Consider the following 22428-nt stretch of genomic DNA (forward strand, 5'->3'; position numbering starts at 1 on the left):
TGGGTTACGCTTCGCTAACCCACCCTACGCAGTCACTTCTTCACCAGCGGACAATCGCTGGCCTCGAGCGGCTTGGCGGCGTCCTCCGGCGAGATGGTGGCGATCAGCTTGTAATAGTCCCAGGGATATTTGGACTCTTCCGGCTTCTTCACCTCGAACAGATAGGCCGGGATGATGCGGCGGCCGTCGATCCGCAGCGGGCCCTTGCCGAACAGCGGATCGTCGGTCGGGATCTCCTTCATCTTGGCGACGACCTTGGCGCCGTCATGCGGATTGCCGCCCATCGCGTCCAGTGCTTTCAGGTAATGCAGCACGCCGGCATAGACGCCGGCCACCGTCATCGAGGGCATCGAGCCCTTGGGCGAGACCTTCTGGAAGCGCTTCGACCAGGCACGGGTCTGGTCGTTCATGTCCCAGTAGAACGACTCGGTGAAGGTGAGGCCCTGCGCGATCTTCAAGCCGAGCGCGTGCACGTCGTTGACGAACAGCAACAGCGCCGCGAGCTTCTGTCCGCCCGCGGTGATGCCGAATTCGGACGCCTGCTTGATCGCGTTGGTGGTGTCGCCGCCGGCATTGGCGAGGCCGATGATCTTGGCCTTGGAGGCCTGCGCCTGCAGCAGGAACGAGGAGAAGTCCGCAGTGTTGAGCGGGTGCTTGACTCCGCCGAGCACCTTGCCGCCGTTGGCGGTGACGACCGCCGAGGTGTCGCGCTCCAGCGCATGGCCGAAGGCGTAGTCGGCGGTGAGGAAGAACCAGGTGTCGCCGCCGGCCTTGGTCAGCGCCTTGCCGGTGCCGTTGGCGAGCATGTAGGTGTCGAACGTGTAGGAGATCGTGTTGGCGTTGCAGGCCTTGCCGGTCAGATCGGCAGTCGCCGCGCCCGAGTTGAGCACGATCGAGTTCTTCTCCTTGGCAAGGTTGCTCACTGCCAGTGCGACGCCGGAGTTCGGCGTATCGGTGATGATGTCGACCTTCTCGTTGTCGATCCAGTTGCGCGCGATGTTGACGCCGACGTCAGGCTTGTTCTGGTGGTCGCCGCTGACCACCTCGATCTTCCAGCCCTTGGCGCGCAGGCCGGAATCTTCCACCGCCATGTTGGCCGCGGCCACCGAATTGGGGCCGCCGATGTCGGCATAGAGGCCGGACATGTCGTTCAGCACGCCGATCTTGACGTTCTTGTCCTGAGCAAAGGCAGGGGTAGCAAGGCCGAGTGCAGCGCAAGCGAGAAGCACGGCGTGGCGCCGTGCGAGCGTCGTCGTCATGAGACATTCCCTCCACTGTCAATTTTTTCCGCAACGGCCCTCTTGCGGAGCCTTGTGCCGGTCGTTCGCGTTCCCGCTTACCCTTTCCTTTGGCGAGCGGCAATCCGCATAAAGCCGGATGAGCTGCGTCGAAGCGTCATGATTCAATCAGAACCGAAGCTCTGGGTGCCGCTTATTTGAGCGCATCCGAGGTCAGCTTGAATTTCTGGATCCGCTTGCCCTCGACCTCGCCGGTGTAGACGTTGCCCTTCTGGTCGACCGCCATGACGTGGAGCAGGGCGAACTGTCCGGCATTGCGGCCGCTATGGCCGAAGGTGCCGACCACGCTGCCGTCGTCGCGCTTCAGCACGCGGATCTCGTTGTTGGCGCCGTCGGCGTTGAGCAGATAGGTCTGCTTCGGATCGGGCCACAGCGCGAGGTCGAACACCGCGCCGTCGCCGCGGGTGTTCTTCTCGTAGAACCATTCCCTGACGAAGGTGCCGTTCTTCTGGAATACCTGGATGCGGTCCTGGCTGCGGTCGCAGACATAGACCAGCCCGTCATTGGCGATCTTGATGCAATGCACGGGATTACCGAACTGCTCCTGCACCGCGGCGCTTGGATCATAAGGCGGCTGCTTGTCGTCGGTGGGCAGCTTGCCGTAGCCGCCCCAGTGCCGCTTGTAGGCCAGCGTGGTGGCGTCGAACACGATGACGCGGCGGTTGCCATAGCCGTCGGCGATGTAGAGCTCGTTGGCATCCTTGTCGATCGCCATCTCGGCGGGGCGGCCGAGCTGGGTGGTGTCGTTGCTGTTGGTGCGGGCTGCGATCTTGCCGATCTGGCCGAGATACTTGCCGTCGAGCGAGAACTTCAGGATCGCGCTGTCGTCATCGGCATTGCCGCCGATCCAGACGAAGCCGCGTTCGTCGACCTCGATGCCGTGCTCGCGGCCGACCCATTGATAGCCGTCGCCGGGGCCGCCCCAGGCCCGCAGCAGATTGCCGTCGACATCGAATTCGAGCACCGGCGGCGCCGCCACGCAGCATTTCGCGCGCGGCGGGGTGAGGCTCGCCGCCTTCTCGCCGTCGGTCAGCGAGCGCGGCCGGTGCACCACCCAGATATGCCCCTGCCAGTCGACGGTGATGCCGCCGACCTGGCCGATGATCCAGTTGTTCGGCAGCTGCTTGGGCCACGACGCGTCGACCGCGAAGGTCGGGACGTCACCGGCCCTGGCGGGCGTTGGCGGAGCAAAAAGGGCTGATGATGCGATGCCGGCGGAGAGAAACAATCCGGACAGAATGGAGCGCGCGCGATTGAACGTCGGCGTCATGATGCCTCCCGAGATTTTTCTTGGCGGGGCGTCCCGCTTGGGGAGGGCAGTCAATCGCGGGGAGGGGAACGAGTCAATCGCAAGGAGGTGGGTAGCCCGGATGGAGCGAAGCGAAATCCGGGGCCAGCTTCCCCGCGGGGAGATTTGTCCCGGATTGCGCTTCGCTCCATCCGGGCTACGGGAGAGAGAGAACGAATCTACACCGGCGGCTGGAAGCTCCGCAGCGTGCGCGCCTTGTAGTCGTAGAGCTTGCCGGTTTCGGTCCACGCGGGCGAACACATCGGGACGATGAATTCGGCGGCCATGTCGGGCGTATCCAGCGTCATCGGGTCTTCGCCGGGAAACACCTGCGCGCGCATCCGGGTGCGGATCGGGCCGGGGCTGAACAGGTTGACGCGCAGCGCCGTGTTGGCGGTCTCGTTGGCCCAGGAGCGCACCAGCGCGTCCAGCGCAGCCTTCGAGGCGGCATAGGGGCCGAGATAAGCGTTGGCCTTGTGCGCCACGCCTGACGTGACGAACACCGCACGGCCGGCGTCGGACTGGCGCAGCAGCGGGTCCATGCAGCGGATCAGCTGGAAATTCGCGGTGACGTTGATCGCGAACACGTCGTTCCACGGTTTCAGCTCGATATGGCCGAGCGGCGAGGACGGGCCGGCAGTGCCGGCGTTGCCGACGAGGATATCGAGCTTGCCGTGGCGCTCATGCAGCGCGAGCCCGAGCCGCGCGATGCCGTCGTAATCGGTCAGCGAGAGCGGCACCAAGGTGGCGCTGCCGCCGTCCTTGCGGATCTCGTCGTCGAGCTCTTCCAGCCCTCCTTGCGTCCGCGCCACCGCGACGACGTGCGCGCCGGCCTTGGCCAGCGCGACGGATGTCGCATAGCCGATCCCGCGCGAGGCGCCGGTCACGAGGGCAATACGGGAGGCGAGGGGTTTGGTCATGAACGTAACTCTATCGTCGTCGTCCCTGCGAAAGCAGGGACCCATACGCCGCGGCGGCTGTGCTGTGCAAAGGTGTTCGTAACCGATACCGCCCGAAAAAACGAGGGCCGATGGGTATGGGTCCCTGCTCCGGAGCGCAATCGCGCCCTAGGCAGGGACGACACCGTGGATGGGGCGTCAGCTCGCCTCGGCCAGCAACGAGAGCTGGCGCGGCGGGGCCTCGGTTTCGTTCTGGTCGGTGAGGTGGGTCGGATAGGCGCCGGTGAAGCAATGGTCGGCGAATCTCGGATTGGCCGGGTCGCGCCCCTCATACCCCATCGCGCGGTACATGCCGTCGATCGACAGGAAGGCGAGCGAGTCGGCGCCGATGATGTCGCGCATCTCCTCGAGCGAATGGGTCGCGGCGAGCAGGCCGCCGCGGTCGGGCAGGTCGATGCCGTAATAGTCGGGATAGAGGATCGGCGGCGAGGCGAGGCGGAAATGCACTTCGCGGGCGCCGGCGTCGCGCATCATGCGCACGATCTTCTTCGAGGTGGTGCCGCGCACCAGCGAGTCGTCGATCAGGATGATGCGCTTGCCTTCGATCGCGGCGCGGTTCGCCGAATGCTTCATGCGCACGCCGAGCTCGCGCACGGTCTGGGTCGGCTGGATGAAGGTGCGCCCGACATAGTGGTTGCGGATGATGCCGAGCTCGAACGGCACGCCGGAATACTGGCTGTAGCCGACTGCGGCGGGCACGCCGGAGTCCGGCACCGGCACCACGACGTCGACCTCGGGATGGCTCTCGCGCGCGAGCTGGGCGCCGAACGCCTTGCGCACGTCGTACACCGAGCGGCCGCCGACGATCGAATCCGGCCGCGCGAAATAGATGTACTCGAAGATGCAGGGCCGGGCCGGCTTCGGCGGGAACGGCTTGTGGCTGTGCGCCCCCAGCTCGTCGAACACGATGATCTCGCCGGGCTCGATGTCGCGGACATACTTCGCGCCGATCATGTCGAGCGCGCAGGTCTCCGAGGTCAGGATCGGATGGCCGTCGAGATCGCCGAGCACCAGCGGACGGATGCCGAGCGGGTCGCGGGCGCCGACCAGCTTCTTGTTGGTCAGCGCGACCAGCGCGTAGGCGCCCTCGATCGCGCGCAACGCCTCGATGAAGCGATCGATGAAGCGCGCGCGCTTCGACTGTGCCACGAGATGCAGGATCACCTCGGTATCGGTGGTCGACTGCATCAACGCACCGCCCTTGACCAGCTCGCTGCGCAGGGTCAGGCCGTTGGTCAGGTTGCCGTTGTGGCCGACCGCAAAGCCGCCGGCATTGAGCTCGGCGAACAGCGGCTGCACGTTGCGCAGGCCTGTGCCGCCGGTGGTGGGGTAGCGGACATGGCCGACCGCGGCGTTGCCGGGCAGGCGGTCGATCACCTCGCGGCGGGAGAAGGCGTCGCCGACCAGGCCGAGGCGGCGTTCACTGTGGAAGCGGGCGCCGTCGAAGGAGACGATGCCGGCGGCCTCCTGGCCGCGGTGTTGCAGGGCGTGCAGCCCGAGCGCGGTGATCGCCGCGGATTCGGGATGGCCGAAGACGCCGAACACGCCGCATTCCTCGCGGAGCGTGTCGCCATCGAGATCGGGGTGGTATCTGAAATCGTTGTCCCGGAGATGGTCTTGTCGAAGATGGTCCTGCATTTCGATCGGGCCCAAATCGAGATCCATTTGGGCGGCGTGATCGGAAGGGGTTTGCATCTCGTTCATCGCCTCTCGTAAGGGGCCCAAATAAGTTATCGGCCCGCGGGTTTCTCGATCAGCTTTTTCAAGCTGTCACGCGCAGGTTTGCTATAGCCATCGCCCGACGCCGGCGTTGCCTGATCGTTGGTATCAGCCGCAGAATCGTCGTCCGGCTTATTCTTCTTGAACTTCTTTAAGATGGTGTTCTCGGGGTCATCAGGCAAGAGCGCCATCAGCCAATCCCCGGTTCCCTGCAGCACCACCCGGGACTTCGCGCCGGTCACCCAATCGGGCCGCTGCTTGTCCGGAACCAGCCAGGTGAAGAACATGAACGCCACAACCACGATCAGCAGGCCGCGGGCGAGCCCGAACAGGAAGCCGAGGGTGCGGTCGAGCGCGCCGATCCGGGAATCCAGGATCATGTCCGAGATTCGCACGGTGATGATCGAGACCACGATCAGCGTACCGATGAAGACGCCGGCCACCACCACCACGGCCGCGACCGTGTCGTTATTGAAGTAAGTTTTGGCGGTCGGCAGCAGCTTCGAGAAAGCATACAGCGTCACCAGCGCAGCGGCGCCCCAGGCCGCGATCGACAGGATCTCGCGCATGAAGCCGCGCACCATGGCAAGCAGGCCCGAGATCAGCATCACGCCGAGCAGGACGAGATCAAGTATCGTTATGGGCATCGGCTGGTCAGGTCCGCTGGTACGTTTGGGTCCGCTGTTAAGGGCTCGCGAATCGGCAAAGTCGGTGCCGTCCTAACTGAGGCGCATCGGGAGCATTCGGCAAGGCCGCAACACCACCAGTCCCGCGCGCCGGATGTATAGCGGCGGGGGGCTGATACGTCACGCCTGCTTTAGCTGGTCTCGCGACGGAATCGGGCCGGTGTGGCATTTTTCTCAGCCGCTTCAGCGCCCCCGGAGCCGCCCTGGTCGTCCCTCGGTGCGGCCCGGCCACCTCGCGGCGTCCCACGCGCGGCAATTTCGGCGACCAGCGTGGTCAGATTGCCGACGCTGTTCAGCGCGAGCCCGCTATCGCCGCCACCATCGCCGCGGGCCGATTCGGGCAGGATGGCGCGGCCGAAGCCGAGCTTGAGGGCCTCTTTCAGCCGGGCCGGGGTCTGCGCCACCGGGCGGATCGCGCCGGATAGCGAGATTTCGCCGAAATAGACCGCGTCCGTCGGCAAGGGCGCATTCACCAGCGAGGAGACCAGCGCGGCGGCAGCTGCGAGGTCCGCGGCCGGCTCCTGGATGCGCAGGCCGCCCGCGACATTGAGATAGACGTCATGTCCGGACAATTTGACGCCGCAATGCGCTTCCAGCACCGCCAGCACCATCGACAGCCGGCTCGGGTCCCAGCCGACCACGGCGCGGCGCGGCGTGCCGAGCGAGGTCGGCGCCACCAGCGCCTGCAACTCGACCAGCACCGGGCGGGTGCCCTCGATGCCGGCGAACACCGCGGTACCGGGACTGCCGAGCTCGCGTTCGGAGAGGAACAATTCCGAGGGGTTGGTGACCTCGCGCAGGCCGAGCCCGGTCATCTCGAACACGCCGATCTCGTCGGTCGCGCCAAAGCGGTTCTTCGCCGAGCGCAGGATGCGGAACTGCTGCGAGCCTTCGCCCTCGAACGACAGCACCGCATCGACCATGTGCTCGACCACGCGGGGGCCGGCGATCTGGCCGTCCTTGGTCACATGCCCGACCAGGATGATCGTTGCCCCCGTCTTCTTGGCGAAGCGAATGAGCGCCTGCGCCGAGGCGCGGACCTGGGTCACCGTGCCGGGCGCGGATTCGACCGTGTCGGTCCACATGGTCTGGATCGAGTCGATCACGATCAGCCGCGGCACCGCGCCTTCCGACAGCGTCGAGACGATGTCCTCGACCGAGGTTTCGGAGGCGAGCTGCACCGGCGCGTCCGCGAGCCCGAGACGCTCGGCGCGCAGCCGCACCTGGGCGACCGCCTCTTCGCCTGAGATATAGACCGCGCGATGGCCGGCCCGCGCCATCATGGAGGTTGCCTGGGTCAGCAGCGTGGATTTTCCGATGCCGGGATCGCCGCCCACCAGGAGCACCGAGCCGCGGACAAAGCCGCCGCCGGTGACACGGTCGAGCTCGGCCATGCCCGACGACAGCCGCGGCGCGTCCTGAGTCTTGCCGGACAGCGATTCCAGCGCAAACGTCCGCCCCTTGCGCTTCGATCGGATCGAGACCGGCACCGAGCCCGTGGTGTCCTCCTCGGCCAGCGTGTTCCACTCGCCGCAGGAGTCGCACTTGCCCTGCCAGCGATTATACGCCGCGCCGCAGTTCTGGCAGACGAAGGAGAGGGTTGATTTGGCCATGGATGGGATTGGTTCAGCGGTGGTTTCGAATCCGCGTCACCCATTAGCACGGAATGAGGAATGCGGGGTGTTTGATGCGCAGTGGGGCGGATTCTACGACGTCACCGCCGACCACAGCAGCGACACGCCTGCCGCCAGCATGATGCCGTCCATGATCAGGCGGAAGGCCTCCGGCTTCATTTGCAGCACGAAGCGTTTGGCGATGAAGGCGCCGGCCATCAGCGAGGCGCCGGCGATCAGGCCCTTCAGCGCGATGTCAGGCGTCAGCGCGCCGAACCGCTCGAAGGTCACCGACTTGCTGACGTAGAGCCCGAGCGAGCTTGCCGCTTCGGTGGCGAGGAACGCGCCCTTGCTGAGGCCGTAAAACAAAAACAGCGGCACGCTGAGCGGACCGGTCGAGACCACGATGCCGGTGAGATAGCCGATCAGCGCGCCGCCGATTGCGAGATGCCAGAGATTGGCTTTGAGTTTGTGCTGCGCCAGCCAGTGCCGCACCGGTACCATGGCGATCAGGAACACGCCGATCGCAATGTCGACCGCGCGCGAAGGCAGAGCGAGCAGGGTGCGCGCGCCAAGTGCTGCGGCCGGAATGCCCGTGATCGAGTAGGCGGCGCAGGCGCGCCAGTCGACCTCGCGCCACCAGGCCAGGATCCGCGACAGATTGGCCATCACGGCCGCGACCGCCATGATCGGCACCGCCTGTTTCGGCCCGTACTGATAGACCAGCACCGGCATCAGCATGATCGACGAGCCGGTGCCGACGATGCCTGAGATGGTGCCAGCGACCAGGCCGACGATGAGGACGAACAGGAAGCCCACGCGCACTCCGGAACGTGATCCCGAGCCACGCCGGACGCGTGTCTCGAAAGCGAAGGCTCAGTGTGACCTCATGGTTCGAGACGGCGCAAGGGCGCCTTGAACCAGGGCGTGTCGTCGCGCGCAGCGTCAATACTTCGCGACGACCGGGCTGCCGAAGCGGTAGTTGACGCGCACCGTCACCATGTCGACGTCCTGGCGGATGCGTTCGTCATGGTTGAGCTGGGCGATGAACACCGGATCGTAGGTCATGTGAACATTGTTGGTTCCCATGAACAGATGATCGTATTCGAGCGCCAGCGACCAGTTGTGCGCGATCGCATATTCGGTACCGGCGCCGATCGCACCGCCCCAGCGCGTCTCGCTGCCGCGGTCGGCGATGAAGCCGACCGGCACGCCGGGTCCGAAGGCCGGCGTGATGAAGCTCTCGTAGCGATCGCGCACGACGGCCGCGCCACCCTTTGCGTACAGCAGGAAGGCGCCCCAGGAATAGCCGACCTGCCCGGTGAACAGGCCGATGGCATCGATCTTCGAGCGGTTGGCGAAGCCTGCAAACAGCGGGGCTGTGGACGGGTTCGAGCCGGAAAGGTCGGCCCAATTGCCCTGCGCTTCGACGCCGAACACCCAGGCCGCCTGCTGCCAGCGATAACCAATCTGGCCGCCGGCGGTCGCGCCGCTCGCGGTGTGGCAACCTTCAGGGCCGGTGAAATTCACGACGCCGAGCGCCGGATTGGTGATGGCGAAGGGCACGATGTCCCAGCACTTTCGGCTCCAGCCGCCGCCGCCATTGGCGCCGACATAGAAGCCGCTCCAGTCGGTGGTGGCGGCGACGATCGGGGGCGCCTTGGTGTACGGGCGGGCGGCGAGGTCGGCAGCGGACGCGCTTGCAATGCCGAGCATGAGCACGGAGGCGGCGACGAAATATGTCTTCATGGGCAGATCCAATGCATGAATCAAATCGATGTCAGGCTAGTCGATTTGCACCACCTCCGGCTGTACCCGGTCCGCCACATCCGGCCGCATTCGCGTGTACCGCAGGCTCCCGTGCCGCGAGAATGCGGATGTTTGACTCGCACGCCGTGCAACAAATTCAACGTCGTCCTGGCGAAAGCCAGGACCCATTACCCCAAGCATCAGCCGTTGCGCGACGCTGGGGTCACGATCCCGTTCACAATCAAATGCGGTGGTTATGGGTCCTGGCTTTCGCCAGGACGACGGTGGTGTGTGCGGCATCATCCGATCCGCGTCGCGACCAACAATGCTGATTGTTACGAGGCGCAAGTCCGCCATCGATCACTTCAGCACCACCCACGCCGGCGCATGATCGCTGGCGCCTTCCTCGCCACGAACATCGCGGTCGACGCCGGCTTTCGCCAGCCGCGCCGCCACGTCGGGGCTGAGCAGGAGATGATCGAGCCGGAGGCCTGCATCGCGCGGCCAGCGCTGGCGCTTGTAGTCCCAGAAGGTGAACATCTGTTGATCCGGATGCAGCGTGCGGAGCGCATCGCACCAGCCCTGATCGACCAGCGCCTTGAACGCGGCGCGGCTCTTCGGCTGGATCAGCGCATCCTTGTCCCAGGAGCGGGTCGGATAGATGTCGAGAGGCGTCGGCGCGACGTTGTAGTCGCCGGCCAGCACCACCGGGACCTCCTGCTTGAGCAGCTTGGCGGCGTGGGCGCGCAGCCGCTTGAACCAGGCCAGCTTGTAATCGAATTTCGGGCCGGGCTGCGGATTGCCGTTCGGAAGGTAAAGGCTGGTGACGACGATGCCGCGCACCGCGGCCTCGATGTAGCGCGCCTCATGGTCGCCGGCGTCGCCGGGCAGGGCGGTGCGGATCAAGACCGGCTTGGCCCTGCGCGCGAGGATCGCGACGCCGTTCCAGGTCTTCTGTCCCTGCCACACCGCGCCGTAGCCGGCCTTCTCGAGCGCGGCCGCGGGAAATTCGGCGTCGCTCGCTTTCAACTCCTGCAAGCTGACGACGTCGGGCCTGGCCGATTTCAGCCAGCGCAGCAGGTTCGGCAGGCGGCGGTTGACGTTGTTGATGTTGAAGGTCGCGATCTTCATGCGCAATCGCGAACCTCGATCGCGTCAGGCGGAGGGCGCCGTAGGCTCGGCGGGCAATGGCGGTGGCGCAGCCGGCGTTGTCGGCAGCGTGGGCGGCACTACAGGTGCGGCGGCTATCTCGCTCTTCTCGGCGACCGCGTCGCTTGTCGCGGCGACGGCCTCGCCGCCCTTATAGATGCGTACGAAGCGACGGCCGAGGCTGGTCAGCACCTCATAGCCGATGGTGCCGAAATGATGCGCGACCTCGTCGACCGTGATGCCTTCGCCGATCAGCGTCACCATGTGGCCGCGCCGCACGGCATTCTTGTCGAGGTCGGTGACGTCGACCGCGATCAAATCCATCGAGACGCGGCCGGCGATCGGGCAGCGCTTGCCGGCGACCACGACCTCGGCGCCACGGGTGCCGTCATTGGCGCTGGCGGCGCGGAAATAGCCGTCCGCATAGCCGGCGGAGACGATCGCAAGCCGGGTCGGCCGGCGCGCGGTCCAGGTGCCGCCATAGCCGACGGTCTCACCGCGATCGATGTTGCGGATCTGCACGATGCGCGCCTTGAGGTCGACCACCTGCTGCATCGGGTTGTCGGCCTCCGGCGTCGGGTTGACGCCGTAGAGCGCGCAGCCCGGCCGCACCATCTCGAACTGGAACTGCGCGCCGAGGAACACGCCGGAGGAGTTCGCGAGCGAGGCCGGCACGCCGGTGAACAGGCTCGCGATCTCGCGGAAGCTCGCCAGCTGTTTGGCGTTGGCGGGGTTGTTGAGCAGTTCGGCGGAGACGAGGTGGCTCATCACAAGCGTGATGCCGTGATCGCCGGCATTGATCCGCGGGATGATGCCCTGGGCTTCGCTGACCGTCAGCCCGAGCCGGTTCATGCCGGTGTCGATATGGATGGCGGCGCCGCCGGACCAGCCGGAGCGGCGGCAGAACACGTCCCATTCGGCGAGCTCGTTGAGATCGCCGATCACGGGCTTGCAGTCGATCTTCGCGTAGGCGTCGCCGGTCTGCTGGAAGAAGCCGCCGAGCGCATACACGGTCGCCTGCGGAACTGCCGCGCGTACCACGGCGGCCTCCTCGACGGTGGCGACGAAGAAGGTCTTGCAGCCGGCCTTGGCCAGCGCACGCGACACTTGCTCGGCGCCGCAACCATAGGCGTTGGCCTTGACCACGGCGGCGCATTCCGCCGGGACCGCGGTCTTCTCGAGCTTGCGCCAGTTGGCGATGATGGCGTCGAGGTCGACGGTCAGGATGCCAGTGGCGGTCGGATGGGCCGCCAGCAAACTGGCTTCGGGCGTCAGCTGCGATTTCGCGTCGGTCACGATGTTCATGGCTTATTTGTACGCGCGGGGCATGCGGCCTTCAACTGTGCCCGACCATTAGTAGGAGGGGAGGCGATCCGGGACCAGTCCGTCCGATGCGAGGTCGCCGAACCGGGTGACGCTGGCTTCGAAGTGCAGTTCGACGGTGCCGGTCGGACCGTGGCGCTGCTTGCCGATGATGACTTCGGCCTTTCCGAGCGCGCGCTCCATTTCGGCTTGCCAGGTGGCGTGCTCCGGGGTGCCGGGCCGTGGTTCCTTGTTCGCGAGATAGTATTCCTCGCGGTACACGAACATCACGACGTCGGCGTCCTGCTCGATCGAGCCGGATTCGCGCAGGTCCGAAAGTTGGGGCCGCTTGTCGTCGCGGTTTTCGACCTGACGCGAGAGCTGCGACAGCGCGATCACGGGGACGTTGAGCTCCTTCGCCAGCGCTTTCAAATTGGTGGTGATCTCGGTGATTTCCTGCACGCGGTTGTCGTTGCCGCGCTTGCCCGAGCCCTGCAACAGCTGGATGTAGTCGATCACGATCAGGTCGAGACCCTTCTGCCGCTTGAGGCGGCGGGCGCGCGCGGTGAGCTGCGAGATCGAGAGACCGCCGGTTTCGTCGACGTAGAACGGCAGCGACTGCAACTCGATCGAGCAGTCGCGGATTTTCTCGAAATCGAGCTCGGAGATACCGCCGCGCCGGATATGGCTGGAGGGAATGCCGGTGCGTTCGGCGAGAATACGTGTGGCGAGCTGTTCGCCGCTCATTTCGCAGGAGAAGAAGCCGACCGCGCCACCGTTCACCGCCTTGGTGGTGCCGTCCGCCTGCACCTCGGGGACGTAGGCCCTGGCAATGTTGTAGGCGATGTTGGTGGCGAGCGAGGTCTTGCCCATGCCGGGACGGCCGGCGAGCACGATCAGGTCGCTTGGCTGCAATCCGCCCATCTTGGTGTCGAGGTCGCGCAGCCCCGTTGAAATGCCGGACAGTTTGCCGTCGCGCTGGAACGCCTTGGCCGCCATGTCGACGGCGACCGTGAGTGCATCCGCAAAGCGTTGGAAGCCGCCATCGTAGCGGCCGGTTTCGGCGAGGCTGTAGAGCTGCCGTTCGGCGTCCTCGATCTGCGCGCGCGGGGCAAAATCGACCGGAGCGTCGTAGGCGACGTTGACGATCTCCTCGCCGATCTGGATCAGGTTGCGGCGCAGGCTGAGATCATAGACGGTACGCCCGTAGTCCTGTGCGTTGATGATGGTGGTCGCTTCGGCGGCGAGTCGGGCGAGGTATTGGTTGACCGTCATGCCGCCGAGGTCCAGCTCGGCAGGCAGGAACGTCTTCAAGGTCACGGGATTTGCGACCTTGCCCATCCGGATCAGGCTGCCGGCCGTTTCATAGATCTGCTGGTGGATGGCTTCGAAGAAGTGCTTCGCCTCCAGGAAATCGGAGACCCGGTAGAAGGCGTCGTTGTTGACCAGTATCGCGCCCAGCAGCCCCTGTTCCGCTTCGATGTTGTGCGGCGCGCTCCGATAGGTCGGGGACGCGGCGTCGGGCGCGAGCTTGTGAACGTTCGAATCAATCAAGGCCATGGACGAGCTTATTCTTCTGATTTCGTCGTTACTGAGATTTTCGGCTGTGGGGCCGCGATCAAGCGCCAGCCCGGCACGAAGCGAAAGGACGGATGTTTCTTATGCACGATTCACACAACGCAATGTGTGAATCCGCCACGGCCGGACGCATTCCGCTTGACGGGGGTTTTGCTCGAAAGGAGGGGGCGCGACCGATCGGAGATGTGGTCGGCAAAAATTCGGGGCGGCCTGAACCTTTTTCCGGGCTGCCGCGCCCAACCAGCGGCGAGGTTGGTGCTGGCCTCGGTTCCTCAGACCAGGATGAGGAAAGCCAGCGCGATCAAGGCGGCAGCAACGCCAGTTGCGATCAAGGCGTAGTCGGTCACGAGGTCGCGTTGCGGGTCCAACATCGTCTGGTGCGGTTCTCGGGTCATTCCGGACCACTACGACAGCCCGGAACAGATTTCTGTGAAGCAGATCACACCTGTCGCACTTTCTTTGCGGCAGGTTCGCGGGAACGACCCGGCGGATTCCGGGTTGTCTCCGCTCAGGGAAGATACGGTGACGATGGCTCGAGAGTTTCAGACAGTGCGACCAAGGCTTGGCCAGGCAGGCGGCATCGACCGCCGCTGGGTGGCGTCGCTTGTCGAGGCCATGGAGCAGGCGGCGCGTCCGGAGGTCCGGAACGTTCCCTGCGACGTCAGCCTGATTTCAGCCGCCGCGGCTCACCTGGCGCGTCCGGCGCCGACCTTCGCGCATTGCGGCTCGGTCTACAGCCTGCGCAACTAGCAATACCGGTTCTTTCAGGCCTATTCGCCGGCGAGTTGCAGCCGGGGTTTTGCAGCGCCGGCTTCCTTGAGTCGGAGGCGGCCTTCCTCGCGCCCGATGTAGTCGCGGGTCATCGGCACGACGCCCTGGCGCTTGGTCAGTTGCAGCTGGAAGTTCATCATGTTCTGCACCCGGAACGACATCTCCGAGGCCGCCAGATAGAATTCCCACATCCGGGCAAAGGTCTCGTCGTAGAGCCGGACGGCCTCCTCGCGCCGCGCCATGAAGCGGTCGCGCCACGCCTTCAGGGTCTCCGCATAGTGCAGGCGCAGGATCTCCATGTCGCAGATCAGCAATCCGGCCTTCTCGATCGCCGGCATGACCTCGGAGAGCGCAGGAATGTAGCCGCCGGGGAAGATGTATTTCCGGATCCAGGGGCTGGTGACATCCGGACCGGTCGAGCGGCCGATCGAGTGCAGCAGCATGACGCCGTCATCGCTCAGCAGCTCGGCGCAGCGCTTGAAGAAGGTTTCGTAAAAGGTGACCCCGACATGCTCGAACATGCCGACCGACACGATGCGGTCGAACGGGCCGGGGATGTCGCGGTAGTCCTGCAGCAGGAAGCGCGCCGAATGCGCCAGATTCTTCTCCGCCGCCCGGGCGTTGGCGATCTGCAGCTGCTCGGTCGACAGCGTGACGCCGGTGACGTCGGCGCCGCTCATCTCGGCGAGATAGAGCCCCAGGCCGCCCCAGCCGGAACCGATGTCGAGGACGCGGTCGCCGGGCTTGATCAGGAGTTTTGCGGCGAGGTGGCGTTTCTTGGCGAGCTGGGCGTCGTCCAGCGTCGAGTCCGGCGCCTCGAAATAGGCGCAGCTGTATTGCTTGTCAGCGTCGAGGAAGAGGGAATAGAGGCGGCCGTCGAGGTCGTAATGGCGGGCGACATTGCTCCGGGACCGGCCGCGCACATTGAGCTGCTGGGCGCGCCGCCCGAGGAACCGAACCCAGGCCTGCATCCTGGCAAAGTTCGGCAACATGGCCGCCTGGCCCATCAGGACAGCCAGCACGTCGGCGATGCTGCCTTGCTCCACCACGAAGGTGCCGTCCATGAAGGCTTCGCCGAGGTAAAGCTCGGGATCGACCAGAACGCGCACTTCTGCGGCCCTGGTCATGAATCGTGCGGCGACGGGAATGCCCGTGCCGTCACCACAGGTGAATTTGGCGCCGCTCGCGGTCGTGAACGTGATCGAACCGCGGCGGATGAAGCGCCCCAAGAAAAATCGCAACAATCGGTCCATCGAAGCACCAACGGAACGGCAAGCTGCACACTGACACCACCGGAGTGATCACTCCAATGTGTCCCCGGCCCAAACATAGGCAGGGAATTGGATCGCGCTATTGCGTTGTGGTCAAAGCCGATATTCCAAAATGTGACAATTGCGTGGATGCGGCACGCGCGCGCTTCCATTCGCGCGATAATCGGCTAAAAGGTGACCGCCGCGGCCGAACCATGAGGCGCAGGCGGCGATTTTTCCGGAATCTGGAGAGTTAAGGAATGTTGAGCCGAGCCCTCAGTCTGGCGACGGTGACGCTTCTGATTGGCTGCCTGTCAGCCGTATCAGCGCAAGCGCAAAACCTCGAGGCCGGCAAAAGCCCCTCCCAGATCTTCGCCAACACCTGTACGGCCTGCCACAAGAGCCCGCGGGGTCTCTTGAAGACCGTGCCGGCCGGCTCGCTGCCGGGTTTCCTGCGCCAGCACTACACGACGTCGAGCGACATGGCCGGCGTGCTGGCGTCCTATCTGATTTCGAACGGTGCCAACGATCCGCGCTACCAGGCCAAGGATCAGCCCAAGGGGGCCAAGGGCCGGGACGGCCGCCAGGAGGCAAACCAGTCTCCGGAGCAGCCGGCCGAGCGCCCGTCCCGCCGGCAGCATCAGGGTGCCGCGCCGCAGGAAGGGGCCAAGGAAGGCGTCAGGGAAGCCGCGAAGCCCGACGCCGACGGTTTGAATCCCGAAGCACGTCCCGCCCACCGCGGCCGGCGCATGGCGCGTCCGAGCGAGACGCCTGACGGTGCCAAGCCGGACGACGGCCAGACCCCGCAGGCCGCGGGCGAAGGCAAACCGGCGCGCCGGAAGCACGGCCGCCGCGGCAAGCCGGTCGAGGAGCCGAAGTCCGACGAGGCGCCCAAGAGCGAGGCGGCGGGCGACGAGCCCAAATCCCAGACCGCCGTCAAGCGCGAAGACAAGGGTGAGGCCGAGAAGCCGGCGAAGCCTGCCGGTCAGCCCGACACGGCCAAGGTCGATGCGCCCAAGGGCAATGCAGGCAGCGAGCCGGCTGCCGTGCGATCGGACCCGGTTCCGCAGGTCACGCCCGCGGCTCCCGCCGCTTCCCCGGCGCCCGAGCCGGCCGCTGCCGCATCGCCAGCACCGGTGCCCGCCGCGCCGCCGGTAACCGCGGCCGCGCCGCCTCCGCCGCCCCCGACGACGCCGGGTTCCGGTCCGCCGGAAGCGCCGACCTCGAAGTAATCGCCAACGCCGGGCCGTGAGGTCCGGCGTTATCATTTGACTGCCACTAGAGCAAAACTCCAGAGTAATGGTCTAGTCAGGAAGGGAGCAGGGGTGAGTACGGCACGCGAAGATCTGCTGGCGGCGGGACTGGCGGTGTTCGACCGCGACGGGTTCGAGGGCGCGACGGTGGCCGAGATCCGCTCCCGCGCCCGCGCGTCCAACGGCAGCTTCTTCCATTTCTTCACCTCGAAGAAGCAGCTCGCCGGAACCCTGTTCCTGGAGATCCTGCAGGCCTACCACGCCGCGATCATCACCGCGGTCAACGACACGCACGGCGCCGGCGAGGGCGTTGCGCGGCTGATCCGCGCTCATCTCGATTGGGTCGTGACCAACAGGCGCGAGGCGCGCTTCCTGTTCGAGATTTCGCGCAGCGAGTGGAGCGAGGAGGTGCGCGGCGCGCAGCGCTCCGAGAACTCGCGGCTCACCGATGGCATCGAGCGCTGGCGCGTGCCGCTGCTCGCGCGCGGCGAGTTGCTGCCGATGAGCGCGACACTTTTCTTCAGCCAGATCATCGGGCCGGCGCAGATCTTTTGCCGCGCCTATCTGTCGGGCCGCCATCAGAGCGACCCGCGCGAACAGGTCGAGACGCTGATCGCCTGCGCGATCCGCGCGGTGGTGGCGCCGGGTGCGCCGGAGCGAGCAGGAGGGACGTCATGAAGGAGACCGATCCGGACTTTGCGCCGATCGCGACGCGGATTCGCGACAATGTCGGCCGTCAGGGCTTCATGGGACTCGTCGGTGCTGAGGTGGCCGAGCTGTCGCGCGGCGCGTGCACGCTCGCGGTCGACCGCCGGCCGGAGCTGCTGCAGCAGCACGGCCTGTTTCACGGCGGGGTGACGGCGTTCCTGGTCGACAACGCCACCACGATTGCAGCGGCGACGTCGCGTGGCCAGCCGGTGCTGACGGCCGAGTACAAGCTGAACCTGCTGTCGCCGGCATCGGGCGATCGCCTGATCTGCCGCGCGCGCGTGATCAAGCCGGGACGCCAGGTCGCCGTCGTCGCCGCCGACGTGTTCTGCGTCATCGACGGTAAGGAGAAGCATACCGCGACGGCGCTCGCGTCGATCGCGATGCTCGACGATCAGGCGGCGGCACGAATCCAAAGCCCGGCCTGATGGGGCCGGGCTTCAGTTGGTGGAGGGATGAAGAGACGCTTACTTCTCTTCCGCAGCCGGAGCCGGCGCGGCCTCGTCGTCGTGCTGCGCTTCCGGATCGAAGAATTCGCCGGCGGCGGCGAGCGCTTCGGCGGCAGCGTCCTGGTCTTCCTGACGGGTCGAGATGTCCTCGCCGCGCTTGATCCGGTCGGCCTCTTCGGCGGAACGGGCGACCGTCACGGTGACGCTGGTCTCGACCTCGGGGTGGACGGCGATGGTCACCTTCTGCGCGCCGATCACCTTGATCGGCGAGTCGAGCCAGACCTGCGGACGGGCAACCGTGATGCCATCGGCGGCCAGCGCAACGACGATGTCGCGCACCGTGACCGAGCCGAACAGCTGGCCGGACTCGGAGGCCTGGCGGATGATGATGATGTCGCGGCCGTCGATCTTCTCGGCGACCACGGTGGCTTCGCCCTTGGCCTTGATGTTGTTGGCCTCGAGCTCGGCCTTCATGCCGTCATACTTGGCGCGGTTCGCATCGGTGGCGCGCAGCGCCTTGCCGCGCTTCAGCAAGAAGTTGCGGGCGAACCCGTCCTTGACGCGCACGACTTCGCCCATCTGACCAAGCTTGGCAACGCGTTCCAGCAGAATGACTTCCATTTTCGTTCTCCTTTAGAGGCTAAGTATCGGGTTGAGTGGTGGATTGAATGTCAGGCCGCAGGCAAAGGCGGCGGTCTGGTTTGCAGATAGCGCTGGCGCAGGCCGAACACGGCGTCGGCGATGCCGAGCGCGAAGATTGCGACGATCGGCCAGCCGAACATGACGACGACGGCGTAGATGCCGCCGAGCCAGAAGCCGCGATTGCCGAGTGACAGCGTCAGGGTGTGCAGCACGGCGAAGCCGACCAGCGCATAGGCGATCACGAGTGCCGTGGTGACGATCTGCGCCAGCAGCGCGAGCATGCCGCCGACGAAGCTGGCGGCGACCGCCACCAGCAACGCGACCAGCGTCATGGCGGGGAGCGCGGTGGTGCGGAAATCGGGCCACGGTCGGTTCAACCGCCCCGAGGTTTGCGTGATCTTGCCGGCGAGCCACAGGTTCAGTGTCAGCGTGACCATCGCGAGGATCGTTGCGGCGAGGGGCGCGAGGATCACCAGCGCGTCGACCAATCGTTCGATCTCACCACTGGGCAGCCCTTCGCCGGCGCTCAGCACCTTGAGCAGGCCGCGCCGCAAGGCACCGGTGACCGTATCGGCATCCGAGCCGAGCGTGAGCAGCGCGGCGGTCGTGGTGAGGATGGCGAAGGCTGCGATCCAGAGCAGGAGACGGCCGACGGGATACCATTCGAGCGCAGGCGGCTGCTGCGTGGCGCTGTCACCGGCTGCACCTGCGATCGGCCGTCCGAGCAGCGCGAGGTGGCCGAGCCACCAGCCGGGCAGGGCGACGATCATGGCAAACGCGATGCCGTAGGGAATTCCGAAGAGCGTGCCGAGAACGGAGGCGGCAGCGACGCCGCCGATGGCCGCGGCAAGCGGTCCCCAGGCGAGTGCCGACACCATCAGCGGAAGCGGCGCGAGAAAGTACAGCAGCAACGAGACCAGCGCGCCCGAACTGATCGAGGCGAACATCAGCGCCGACGCGGCGCCGGCGGCAAGTGCAACAATGAGGATCGCGATCATCAGCTGTCCCGCTCCTTTCGAGCGGTTAGAGGCACTCTGTCGAGAACCCCAACCATCGGCGACCGGACGACCCGGAAGCCTTATGAGAATGAGCGGCCGGCGGCGCGTGCCGCCGGCCGGAAACGGTTAGCGAATAACGTAGGGCAGCAGGCCGAGGAAGCGCGCGCGCTTGATGGCGCGGGCGAGCTCACGCTGCTTCTTGGCGGACACGGCCGTGATGCGGCTCGGCACGATCTTGCCGCGCTCGGAGACGTAACGCATCAGCAGCTTGGAATCCTTGTAGTCGATCTTCGGCGCATTCGCACCCGTGAACGGGCAGGACTTGCGACGACGGAAAAACGGACGGCGGGCACCAGCATCAGCCATGATTCATTACTCCTCGGTCGCAGCTTCTTCTTCGCGCGGACGGCGCGGGCCACGATCGCCGCGGAAGCCGCCGCCATCGCGATCACCACGGAAGCCGCCTTCGCGGTCGCCGCGGAATCCACCGCCACGGTCATCGCGCTCGCGGTCACGGTCGGCCTTACGCATCATCGCAGACGGGCCTTCCTCGTGCTCTTCGACGCGCACGGTGAGATAGCGGATGACGTCTTCGCTGATCCGCTCCTGGCGCTCGATCTCGGTGACGACAGCCGACGGTGCGTCGATGTTCATCAGCACGAAATGCGCCTTGCGGTTCTTGTTCATGCGGTAGGTGAGGGAGCGCACGCCCCAGCTCTCGGTCTTGGTGACCTTGCCGCCGCCCTGTTCGACGATACCCGTCATCTGGGCCGTCAGTTCATCCACCTGCTGGGTGCTCGCATCCTGACGTGCGAGAAAAACATGCTCATAAAGAGGCATGATTGTCCTTTCCTGTGTTGGCGCGGGTTCCGGCGACAAGCCCTTCGAGACCTTCGGAAAGGACTCGAGCTGCTCAGAAGGCGGGAGCACGGGACGACGGGCCGACTGGCCCTGTCACATCAAAATCAACGGGTGAAATTGCTGAGACCGTCCGTTCAGCTCCCGGCCGGAGCCCACGAATGGGGCGCTTATACGGATTTTGGCCGCGAAGGCAAGGGTCCGCGGAGGGGTCTTGGTCCCCGGATTTGCGACGGGTCGTAGCCCTCCGGGCCGTTCGGCGCAACTTCGCGCTGTTTCGGGTTGATTTCTTTGTTTGTATGTCATACAAATATTTCAGGGAGGATGATCGATGGGTTCGGAGACCGCCAGCGGCATGCCTGCGCCCGATCCGAAGCACGCGGTCCGCGCGACGCGGTCGGCGGGGCGCAAGATGCGCTCGCTGTTGCTCGATGCCGCCAGCCGCCTGTTCAAGGAGCGCGGGCTCTCGGGCACGTCGATCTCCGACATTGCCGCAGCGGCGGACGCCTTTCCGAGCCAGATCACCTATTACTTCCGCACCAAGGAGGCGCTGTTCGTCGAAGCCGCCAGCCGCGACATGCTTTACCTGGCGCGTGCGACCGAGCAGGCCGCCCTGAACGCTCATACGCCACGCGATTACAGCCACGCTTTGGCCGAGACCGTGACCGCGACCGACACGGTCGCCTTCTTCGCCGAAGCCCTGACGCTGACACGGCGCCGGCAGGACCTCGCGCCTTTAGTCGAGCGCACCATCGAGCGTCTGCACAGCGAAGGCGCGCGCGCCTATGCGGACCAGGTCGAACGACACGGCTGGCGCTCGCTGCGGGCGCCCGAGGAGAGTTCGCGGCGCTTCTGGGCGATTGCGATCGGCGTGATCGTCGAAGGTTTTGCGATGGGCCGCGGCGCCGAGGAGATGTGCCGCGAATTGCTGCGCGCGCTCGGCGAGCAAGCGACCACAACATCGCTGTCGGCCAATGATGGATCGCGGCTGCGCCTGGTCGGCGATCGCGATCATTCACCCTCGACGGACGGGGAGACCAGCTCATGACCGCACTACGCATGCGTGCCCGCGATTTCCTCACCGAGGACGAACTGGTGGCTGTGCGGGAGCGCACGACGTGGAAGGGCGCAGCGCTGATCGTGCATGCCTGGGCGCTGATCCTGGGCGCGATCGCGCTGGTTGCGTGGTGGCCCAATCCACTGACCTATCTGCTGGCGGTTGCGATCATCGGCTCGCGCCAGCTCGGGCTCGCCATCCTGATGCATGACGGTGCGCATGGCTGTCTCTCCGCGAACGAGAAGACCAATCTGACGCTGAGCCAATGGTTCTGCGCCTATCCGATCTTCGCCGAAACCCGCGGCTATCGCCGCTATCATCTGCAGCACCATGCCCGGACGCAGCAGGAGGATGATCCGGATCTGGTGCTGTCGGCGCCGTTTCCGATCACGAAGATGAGCTACCGTCGGAAATTCCTCCGCGATATCACCGGGCAGACCGGCTACCAGCAGCGCAAGGCGCAATTGCTCAATGCGGTCGGGCCGAAAGAGTGGCCGCTATCGCAGCGCGCCGCCAATTTCTGGCAGAAGCTCGGGCCGCAATGCGTCACCAACGCGCTGCTGTTCGCAGGACTCGCCGCCGCGGGCGTGTGGTGGGCCTATCCGCTGTTGTGGCTGGTGCCGCTGCTGACCTGGATGATGGTGATCACGCGGATCCGCAACATCGCCGAACATGCCGTCGTGCCCGATAGCGCCGATCCCTTGCGCAACACCCGCACCACGCGGGCCAATGTCCTCGAGCGGCTGTTCATCGCGCCGTACTACGTGAACTATCACCTCGAGCATCATCTGCTGTTCTACGTGCCCTGCTACAACCTGCCGCGCGTCCACCGCATCCTGAGCGGAAGCCGCTACGCCGACCGGATGGAAGTCCAGCCGGGCTATGCCGCGGTGCTGCGGCTGGCGACCGCCAAGCCCAATCGGGAAGACCGCCCGGGCCAACTGGTCAACAGCGCCCGCCGGGCGCGTGCCGGCGCCGAGGTTAACGCCGACCAGAATGCCGGTGGATTCTAGGCGGAGCCGGCCCCGGCATCCCCAGGGTTCCGCGCGCGCGGCTTGACATCGCGCCCCCCATCAGTGTCTTACGGCCCGGTCCGAGGCC

23 protein-coding genes are annotated in these 22428 nt (G+C 65.8%); 6 read left to right on the plus strand and 17 right to left on the minus strand.

The genetic code is table 11. From position 1 onward, the window contains the following. Window positions 1-32 precede the first annotated feature (32 nt). From JQ573_RS02035 to JQ573_RS40560, 12 genes are all read right to left on the minus strand, one after another. Complete coding sequence (locus JQ573_RS02035) at window positions 33-1259, minus strand: ABC transporter substrate-binding protein (RefSeq protein WP_212317769.1); 1227 nt, start codon at window positions 1257-1259, stop codon at window positions 33-35. 172 nt (window positions 1260-1431) lie between these two features. Further along, on the minus strand, window positions 1432-2568 hold the full coding sequence (locus tag JQ573_RS02040) for a hypothetical protein (RefSeq protein WP_212317767.1): 1137 nt from the start codon (window positions 2566-2568) through the stop codon (window positions 1432-1434). Window positions 2569-2765: 197 nt separating this feature from the next. After that, the gene (locus JQ573_RS02045; protein WP_212317765.1) at window positions 2766-3506 is read right to left on the minus strand and encodes an SDR family NAD(P)-dependent oxidoreductase; all 741 of its coding nucleotides are present in this window, start codon (window positions 3504-3506) and stop codon (window positions 2766-2768) included. Between the two features lie 177 nt (window positions 3507-3683). Then, complete coding sequence (gene purF / locus JQ573_RS02050) at window positions 3684-5249, minus strand: amidophosphoribosyltransferase (RefSeq protein WP_212317763.1); 1566 nt, start codon at window positions 5247-5249, stop codon at window positions 3684-3686. Window positions 5250-5275: 26 nt separating this feature from the next. Next, window positions 5276-5911: a CvpA family protein gene (locus tag JQ573_RS02055; protein ID WP_050406454.1), complete on the minus strand. Its 636-nt coding sequence runs from the start codon at window positions 5909-5911 to the stop codon at window positions 5276-5278. A gap of 170 nt (window positions 5912-6081) precedes the next feature. Continuing rightward, window positions 6082-7563, minus strand: coding sequence for a DNA repair protein RadA (gene radA, locus JQ573_RS02060; protein WP_212317761.1), 1482 nt, complete (start codon window positions 7561-7563; stop codon window positions 6082-6084). Between the two features lie 93 nt (window positions 7564-7656). Further along, window positions 7657-8382 (minus strand): sulfite exporter TauE/SafE family protein, encoded by a 726-nt coding sequence (locus tag JQ573_RS02065; protein WP_212317759.1) that lies wholly within the window; start codon window positions 8380-8382, stop codon window positions 7657-7659. 126 nt (window positions 8383-8508) lie between these two features. Next, window positions 8509-9312: an outer membrane protein gene (locus JQ573_RS02070; RefSeq protein ID WP_212317757.1), complete on the minus strand. Its 804-nt coding sequence runs from the start codon at window positions 9310-9312 to the stop codon at window positions 8509-8511. Between the two features lie 360 nt (window positions 9313-9672). Continuing rightward, window positions 9673-10443, minus strand: coding sequence for an exodeoxyribonuclease III (locus tag JQ573_RS02075; RefSeq protein ID WP_212317755.1), 771 nt, complete (start codon window positions 10441-10443; stop codon window positions 9673-9675). A gap of 24 nt (window positions 10444-10467) precedes the next feature. Next, window positions 10468-11766, minus strand: a complete 1299-nt coding sequence (gene alr / locus JQ573_RS02080; RefSeq protein ID WP_212317753.1) for an alanine racemase — start codon at window positions 11764-11766, stop codon at window positions 10468-10470. Between the two features lie 48 nt (window positions 11767-11814). Next, complete coding sequence (locus JQ573_RS02085; RefSeq protein WP_212317751.1) at window positions 11815-13323, minus strand: replicative DNA helicase; 1509 nt, start codon at window positions 13321-13323, stop codon at window positions 11815-11817. A 290-nt stretch (window positions 13324-13613) separates the two neighbouring features. Further along, window positions 13614-13736, minus strand: a complete 123-nt coding sequence (locus tag JQ573_RS40560; protein ID WP_256437482.1) for a hypothetical protein — start codon at window positions 13734-13736, stop codon at window positions 13614-13616. A gap of 127 nt (window positions 13737-13863) precedes the next feature. Here JQ573_RS40560 and JQ573_RS02090 point away from each other — a divergent pair, with 127 nt between their 5' ends. Further along, the gene (locus JQ573_RS02090) at window positions 13864-14091 is read left to right on the plus strand and encodes a hypothetical protein (protein WP_409334686.1); all 228 of its coding nucleotides are present in this window, start codon (window positions 13864-13866) and stop codon (window positions 14089-14091) included. A gap of 20 nt (window positions 14092-14111) precedes the next feature. On the opposite strand, the gene JQ573_RS02095 is transcribed toward JQ573_RS02090, so the two are convergent. Then, window positions 14112-15365 carry a cyclopropane-fatty-acyl-phospholipid synthase family protein gene (locus JQ573_RS02095; RefSeq protein WP_212317749.1) on the minus strand — a complete coding sequence of 418 codons (1254 nt, stop codon included), beginning with the start codon at window positions 15363-15365 and terminating at the stop codon, window positions 14112-14114. Between the two features lie 257 nt (window positions 15366-15622). On the opposite strand from JQ573_RS02095, the gene JQ573_RS02100 reads away from it, so the two are divergent. From JQ573_RS02100 to JQ573_RS02110, 3 genes are all read left to right on the plus strand, one after another. After that, complete coding sequence (locus JQ573_RS02100; RefSeq protein ID WP_212317747.1) at window positions 15623-16594, plus strand: hypothetical protein; 972 nt, start codon at window positions 15623-15625, stop codon at window positions 16592-16594. A 93-nt stretch (window positions 16595-16687) separates the two neighbouring features. After that, entirely contained in the window at window positions 16688-17293 is a 606-nt protein-coding gene (locus JQ573_RS02105) for a TetR/AcrR family transcriptional regulator (RefSeq protein ID WP_212317746.1), read from the plus strand. Next, window positions 17290-17751: a PaaI family thioesterase gene (locus JQ573_RS02110; protein WP_212317744.1), complete on the plus strand. Its 462-nt coding sequence runs from the start codon at window positions 17290-17292 to the stop codon at window positions 17749-17751. Before JQ573_RS02105 ends, JQ573_RS02110 begins: the two co-directional genes overlap by 4 nt. 39 nt (window positions 17752-17790) lie before the next feature. On the opposite strand, the gene rplI is transcribed toward JQ573_RS02110, so the two are convergent. From rplI to rpsF, 4 genes are all read right to left on the minus strand, one after another. Beyond that, complete coding sequence (gene rplI / locus JQ573_RS02115; RefSeq protein ID WP_092113426.1) at window positions 17791-18393, minus strand: 50S ribosomal protein L9; 603 nt, start codon at window positions 18391-18393, stop codon at window positions 17791-17793. A 50-nt stretch (window positions 18394-18443) separates the two neighbouring features. Further along, on the minus strand, window positions 18444-19412 hold the full coding sequence (locus tag JQ573_RS02120) for a DUF2232 domain-containing protein (RefSeq protein ID WP_212317742.1): 969 nt from the start codon (window positions 19410-19412) through the stop codon (window positions 18444-18446). A 126-nt stretch (window positions 19413-19538) separates the two neighbouring features. After that, on the minus strand, window positions 19539-19778 hold the full coding sequence (rpsR, locus tag JQ573_RS02125; RefSeq protein ID WP_016844287.1) for a 30S ribosomal protein S18: 240 nt from the start codon (window positions 19776-19778) through the stop codon (window positions 19539-19541). 6 nt (window positions 19779-19784) lie between these two features. After that, complete coding sequence (gene rpsF, locus JQ573_RS02130) at window positions 19785-20252, minus strand: 30S ribosomal protein S6 (RefSeq protein ID WP_092113431.1); 468 nt, start codon at window positions 20250-20252, stop codon at window positions 19785-19787. 349 nt (window positions 20253-20601) lie between these two features. Between rpsF and JQ573_RS02135 the strand changes: the two genes are divergently transcribed. Next, complete coding sequence (locus tag JQ573_RS02135) at window positions 20602-21318, plus strand: TetR/AcrR family transcriptional regulator C-terminal domain-containing protein (RefSeq protein ID WP_212317740.1); 717 nt, start codon at window positions 20602-20604, stop codon at window positions 21316-21318. Then, a complete protein-coding gene (locus JQ573_RS02140) occupies window positions 21315-22340 on the plus strand; it encodes a fatty acid desaturase family protein (protein ID WP_212317738.1) in 1026 nt (341 codons plus the stop codon). Before JQ573_RS02135 ends, JQ573_RS02140 begins: the two co-directional genes overlap by 4 nt. Window positions 22341-22428: the final 88 nt, after the last annotated feature.

It is taken from the genome of Bradyrhizobium sp. AUGA SZCCT0105 (assembly GCF_018129565.1).
GTDB lineage: Bacteria > Pseudomonadota > Alphaproteobacteria > Rhizobiales > Xanthobacteraceae > Bradyrhizobium.

Excerpts from the sequence above, each read along its gene's own strand:
- JQ573_RS02140 (WP_212317738.1), top strand. The coding sequence starts at position 21,315 with ATGACCGCACTACGCATGCGTGCCCGCGATTTCCTCACCGAGGACGAA.
- JQ573_RS02075 (WP_212317755.1), bottom strand. The coding sequence starts at position 10,443 with ATGAAGATCGCGACCTTCAACATCAACAACGTCAACCGCCGCCTGCCG.
- JQ573_RS02070 (WP_212317757.1), bottom strand. The coding sequence starts at position 9,312 with ATGAAGACATATTTCGTCGCCGCCTCCGTGCTCATGCTCGGCATTGCA.
- JQ573_RS02095 (WP_212317749.1), bottom strand. The coding sequence starts at position 15,365 with ATGGACCGATTGTTGCGATTTTTCTTGGGGCGCTTCATCCGCCGCGGT.
- JQ573_RS02110 (WP_212317744.1), top strand. The coding sequence starts at position 17,290 with ATGAAGGAGACCGATCCGGACTTTGCGCCGATCGCGACGCGGATTCGC.
- radA (WP_212317761.1), bottom strand. The coding sequence starts at position 7,563 with ATGGCCAAATCAACCCTCTCCTTCGTCTGCCAGAACTGCGGCGCGGCG.
- purF (WP_212317763.1), bottom strand. The coding sequence starts at position 5,249 with ATGAACGAGATGCAAACCCCTTCCGATCACGCCGCCCAAATGGATCTC.
- rplI (WP_092113426.1), bottom strand. The coding sequence starts at position 18,393 with ATGGAAGTCATTCTGCTGGAACGCGTTGCCAAGCTTGGTCAGATGGGC.
- JQ573_RS02085 (WP_212317751.1), bottom strand. The coding sequence starts at position 13,323 with ATGGCCTTGATTGATTCGAACGTTCACAAGCTCGCGCCCGACGCCGCG.
- JQ573_RS02120 (WP_212317742.1), bottom strand. The coding sequence starts at position 19,412 with ATGATCGCGATCCTCATTGTTGCACTTGCCGCCGGCGCCGCGTCGGCG.
- JQ573_RS02045 (WP_212317765.1), bottom strand. The coding sequence starts at position 3,506 with ATGACCAAACCCCTCGCCTCCCGTATTGCCCTCGTGACCGGCGCCTCG.
- JQ573_RS02135 (WP_212317740.1), top strand. The coding sequence starts at position 20,602 with ATGGGTTCGGAGACCGCCAGCGGCATGCCTGCGCCCGATCCGAAGCAC.
- JQ573_RS02040 (WP_212317767.1), bottom strand. The coding sequence starts at position 2,568 with ATGACGCCGACGTTCAATCGCGCGCGCTCCATTCTGTCCGGATTGTTT.
- JQ573_RS40560 (WP_256437482.1), bottom strand. The coding sequence starts at position 13,736 with ATGACCCGAGAACCGCACCAGACGATGTTGGACCCGCAACGCGACCTC.
- alr (WP_212317753.1), bottom strand. The coding sequence starts at position 11,766 with ATGAACATCGTGACCGACGCGAAATCGCAGCTGACGCCCGAAGCCAGT.
- rpsR (WP_016844287.1), bottom strand. The coding sequence starts at position 19,778 with ATGGCTGATGCTGGTGCCCGCCGTCCGTTTTTCCGTCGTCGCAAGTCC.
- JQ573_RS02055 (WP_050406454.1), bottom strand. The coding sequence starts at position 5,911 with ATGCCCATAACGATACTTGATCTCGTCCTGCTCGGCGTGATGCTGATC.
- rpsF (WP_092113431.1), bottom strand. The coding sequence starts at position 20,252 with ATGCCTCTTTATGAGCATGTTTTTCTCGCACGTCAGGATGCGAGCACC.
- JQ573_RS02100 (WP_212317747.1), top strand. The coding sequence starts at position 15,623 with ATGTTGAGCCGAGCCCTCAGTCTGGCGACGGTGACGCTTCTGATTGGC.
- JQ573_RS02035 (WP_212317769.1), bottom strand. The coding sequence starts at position 1,259 with ATGACGACGACGCTCGCACGGCGCCACGCCGTGCTTCTCGCTTGCGCT.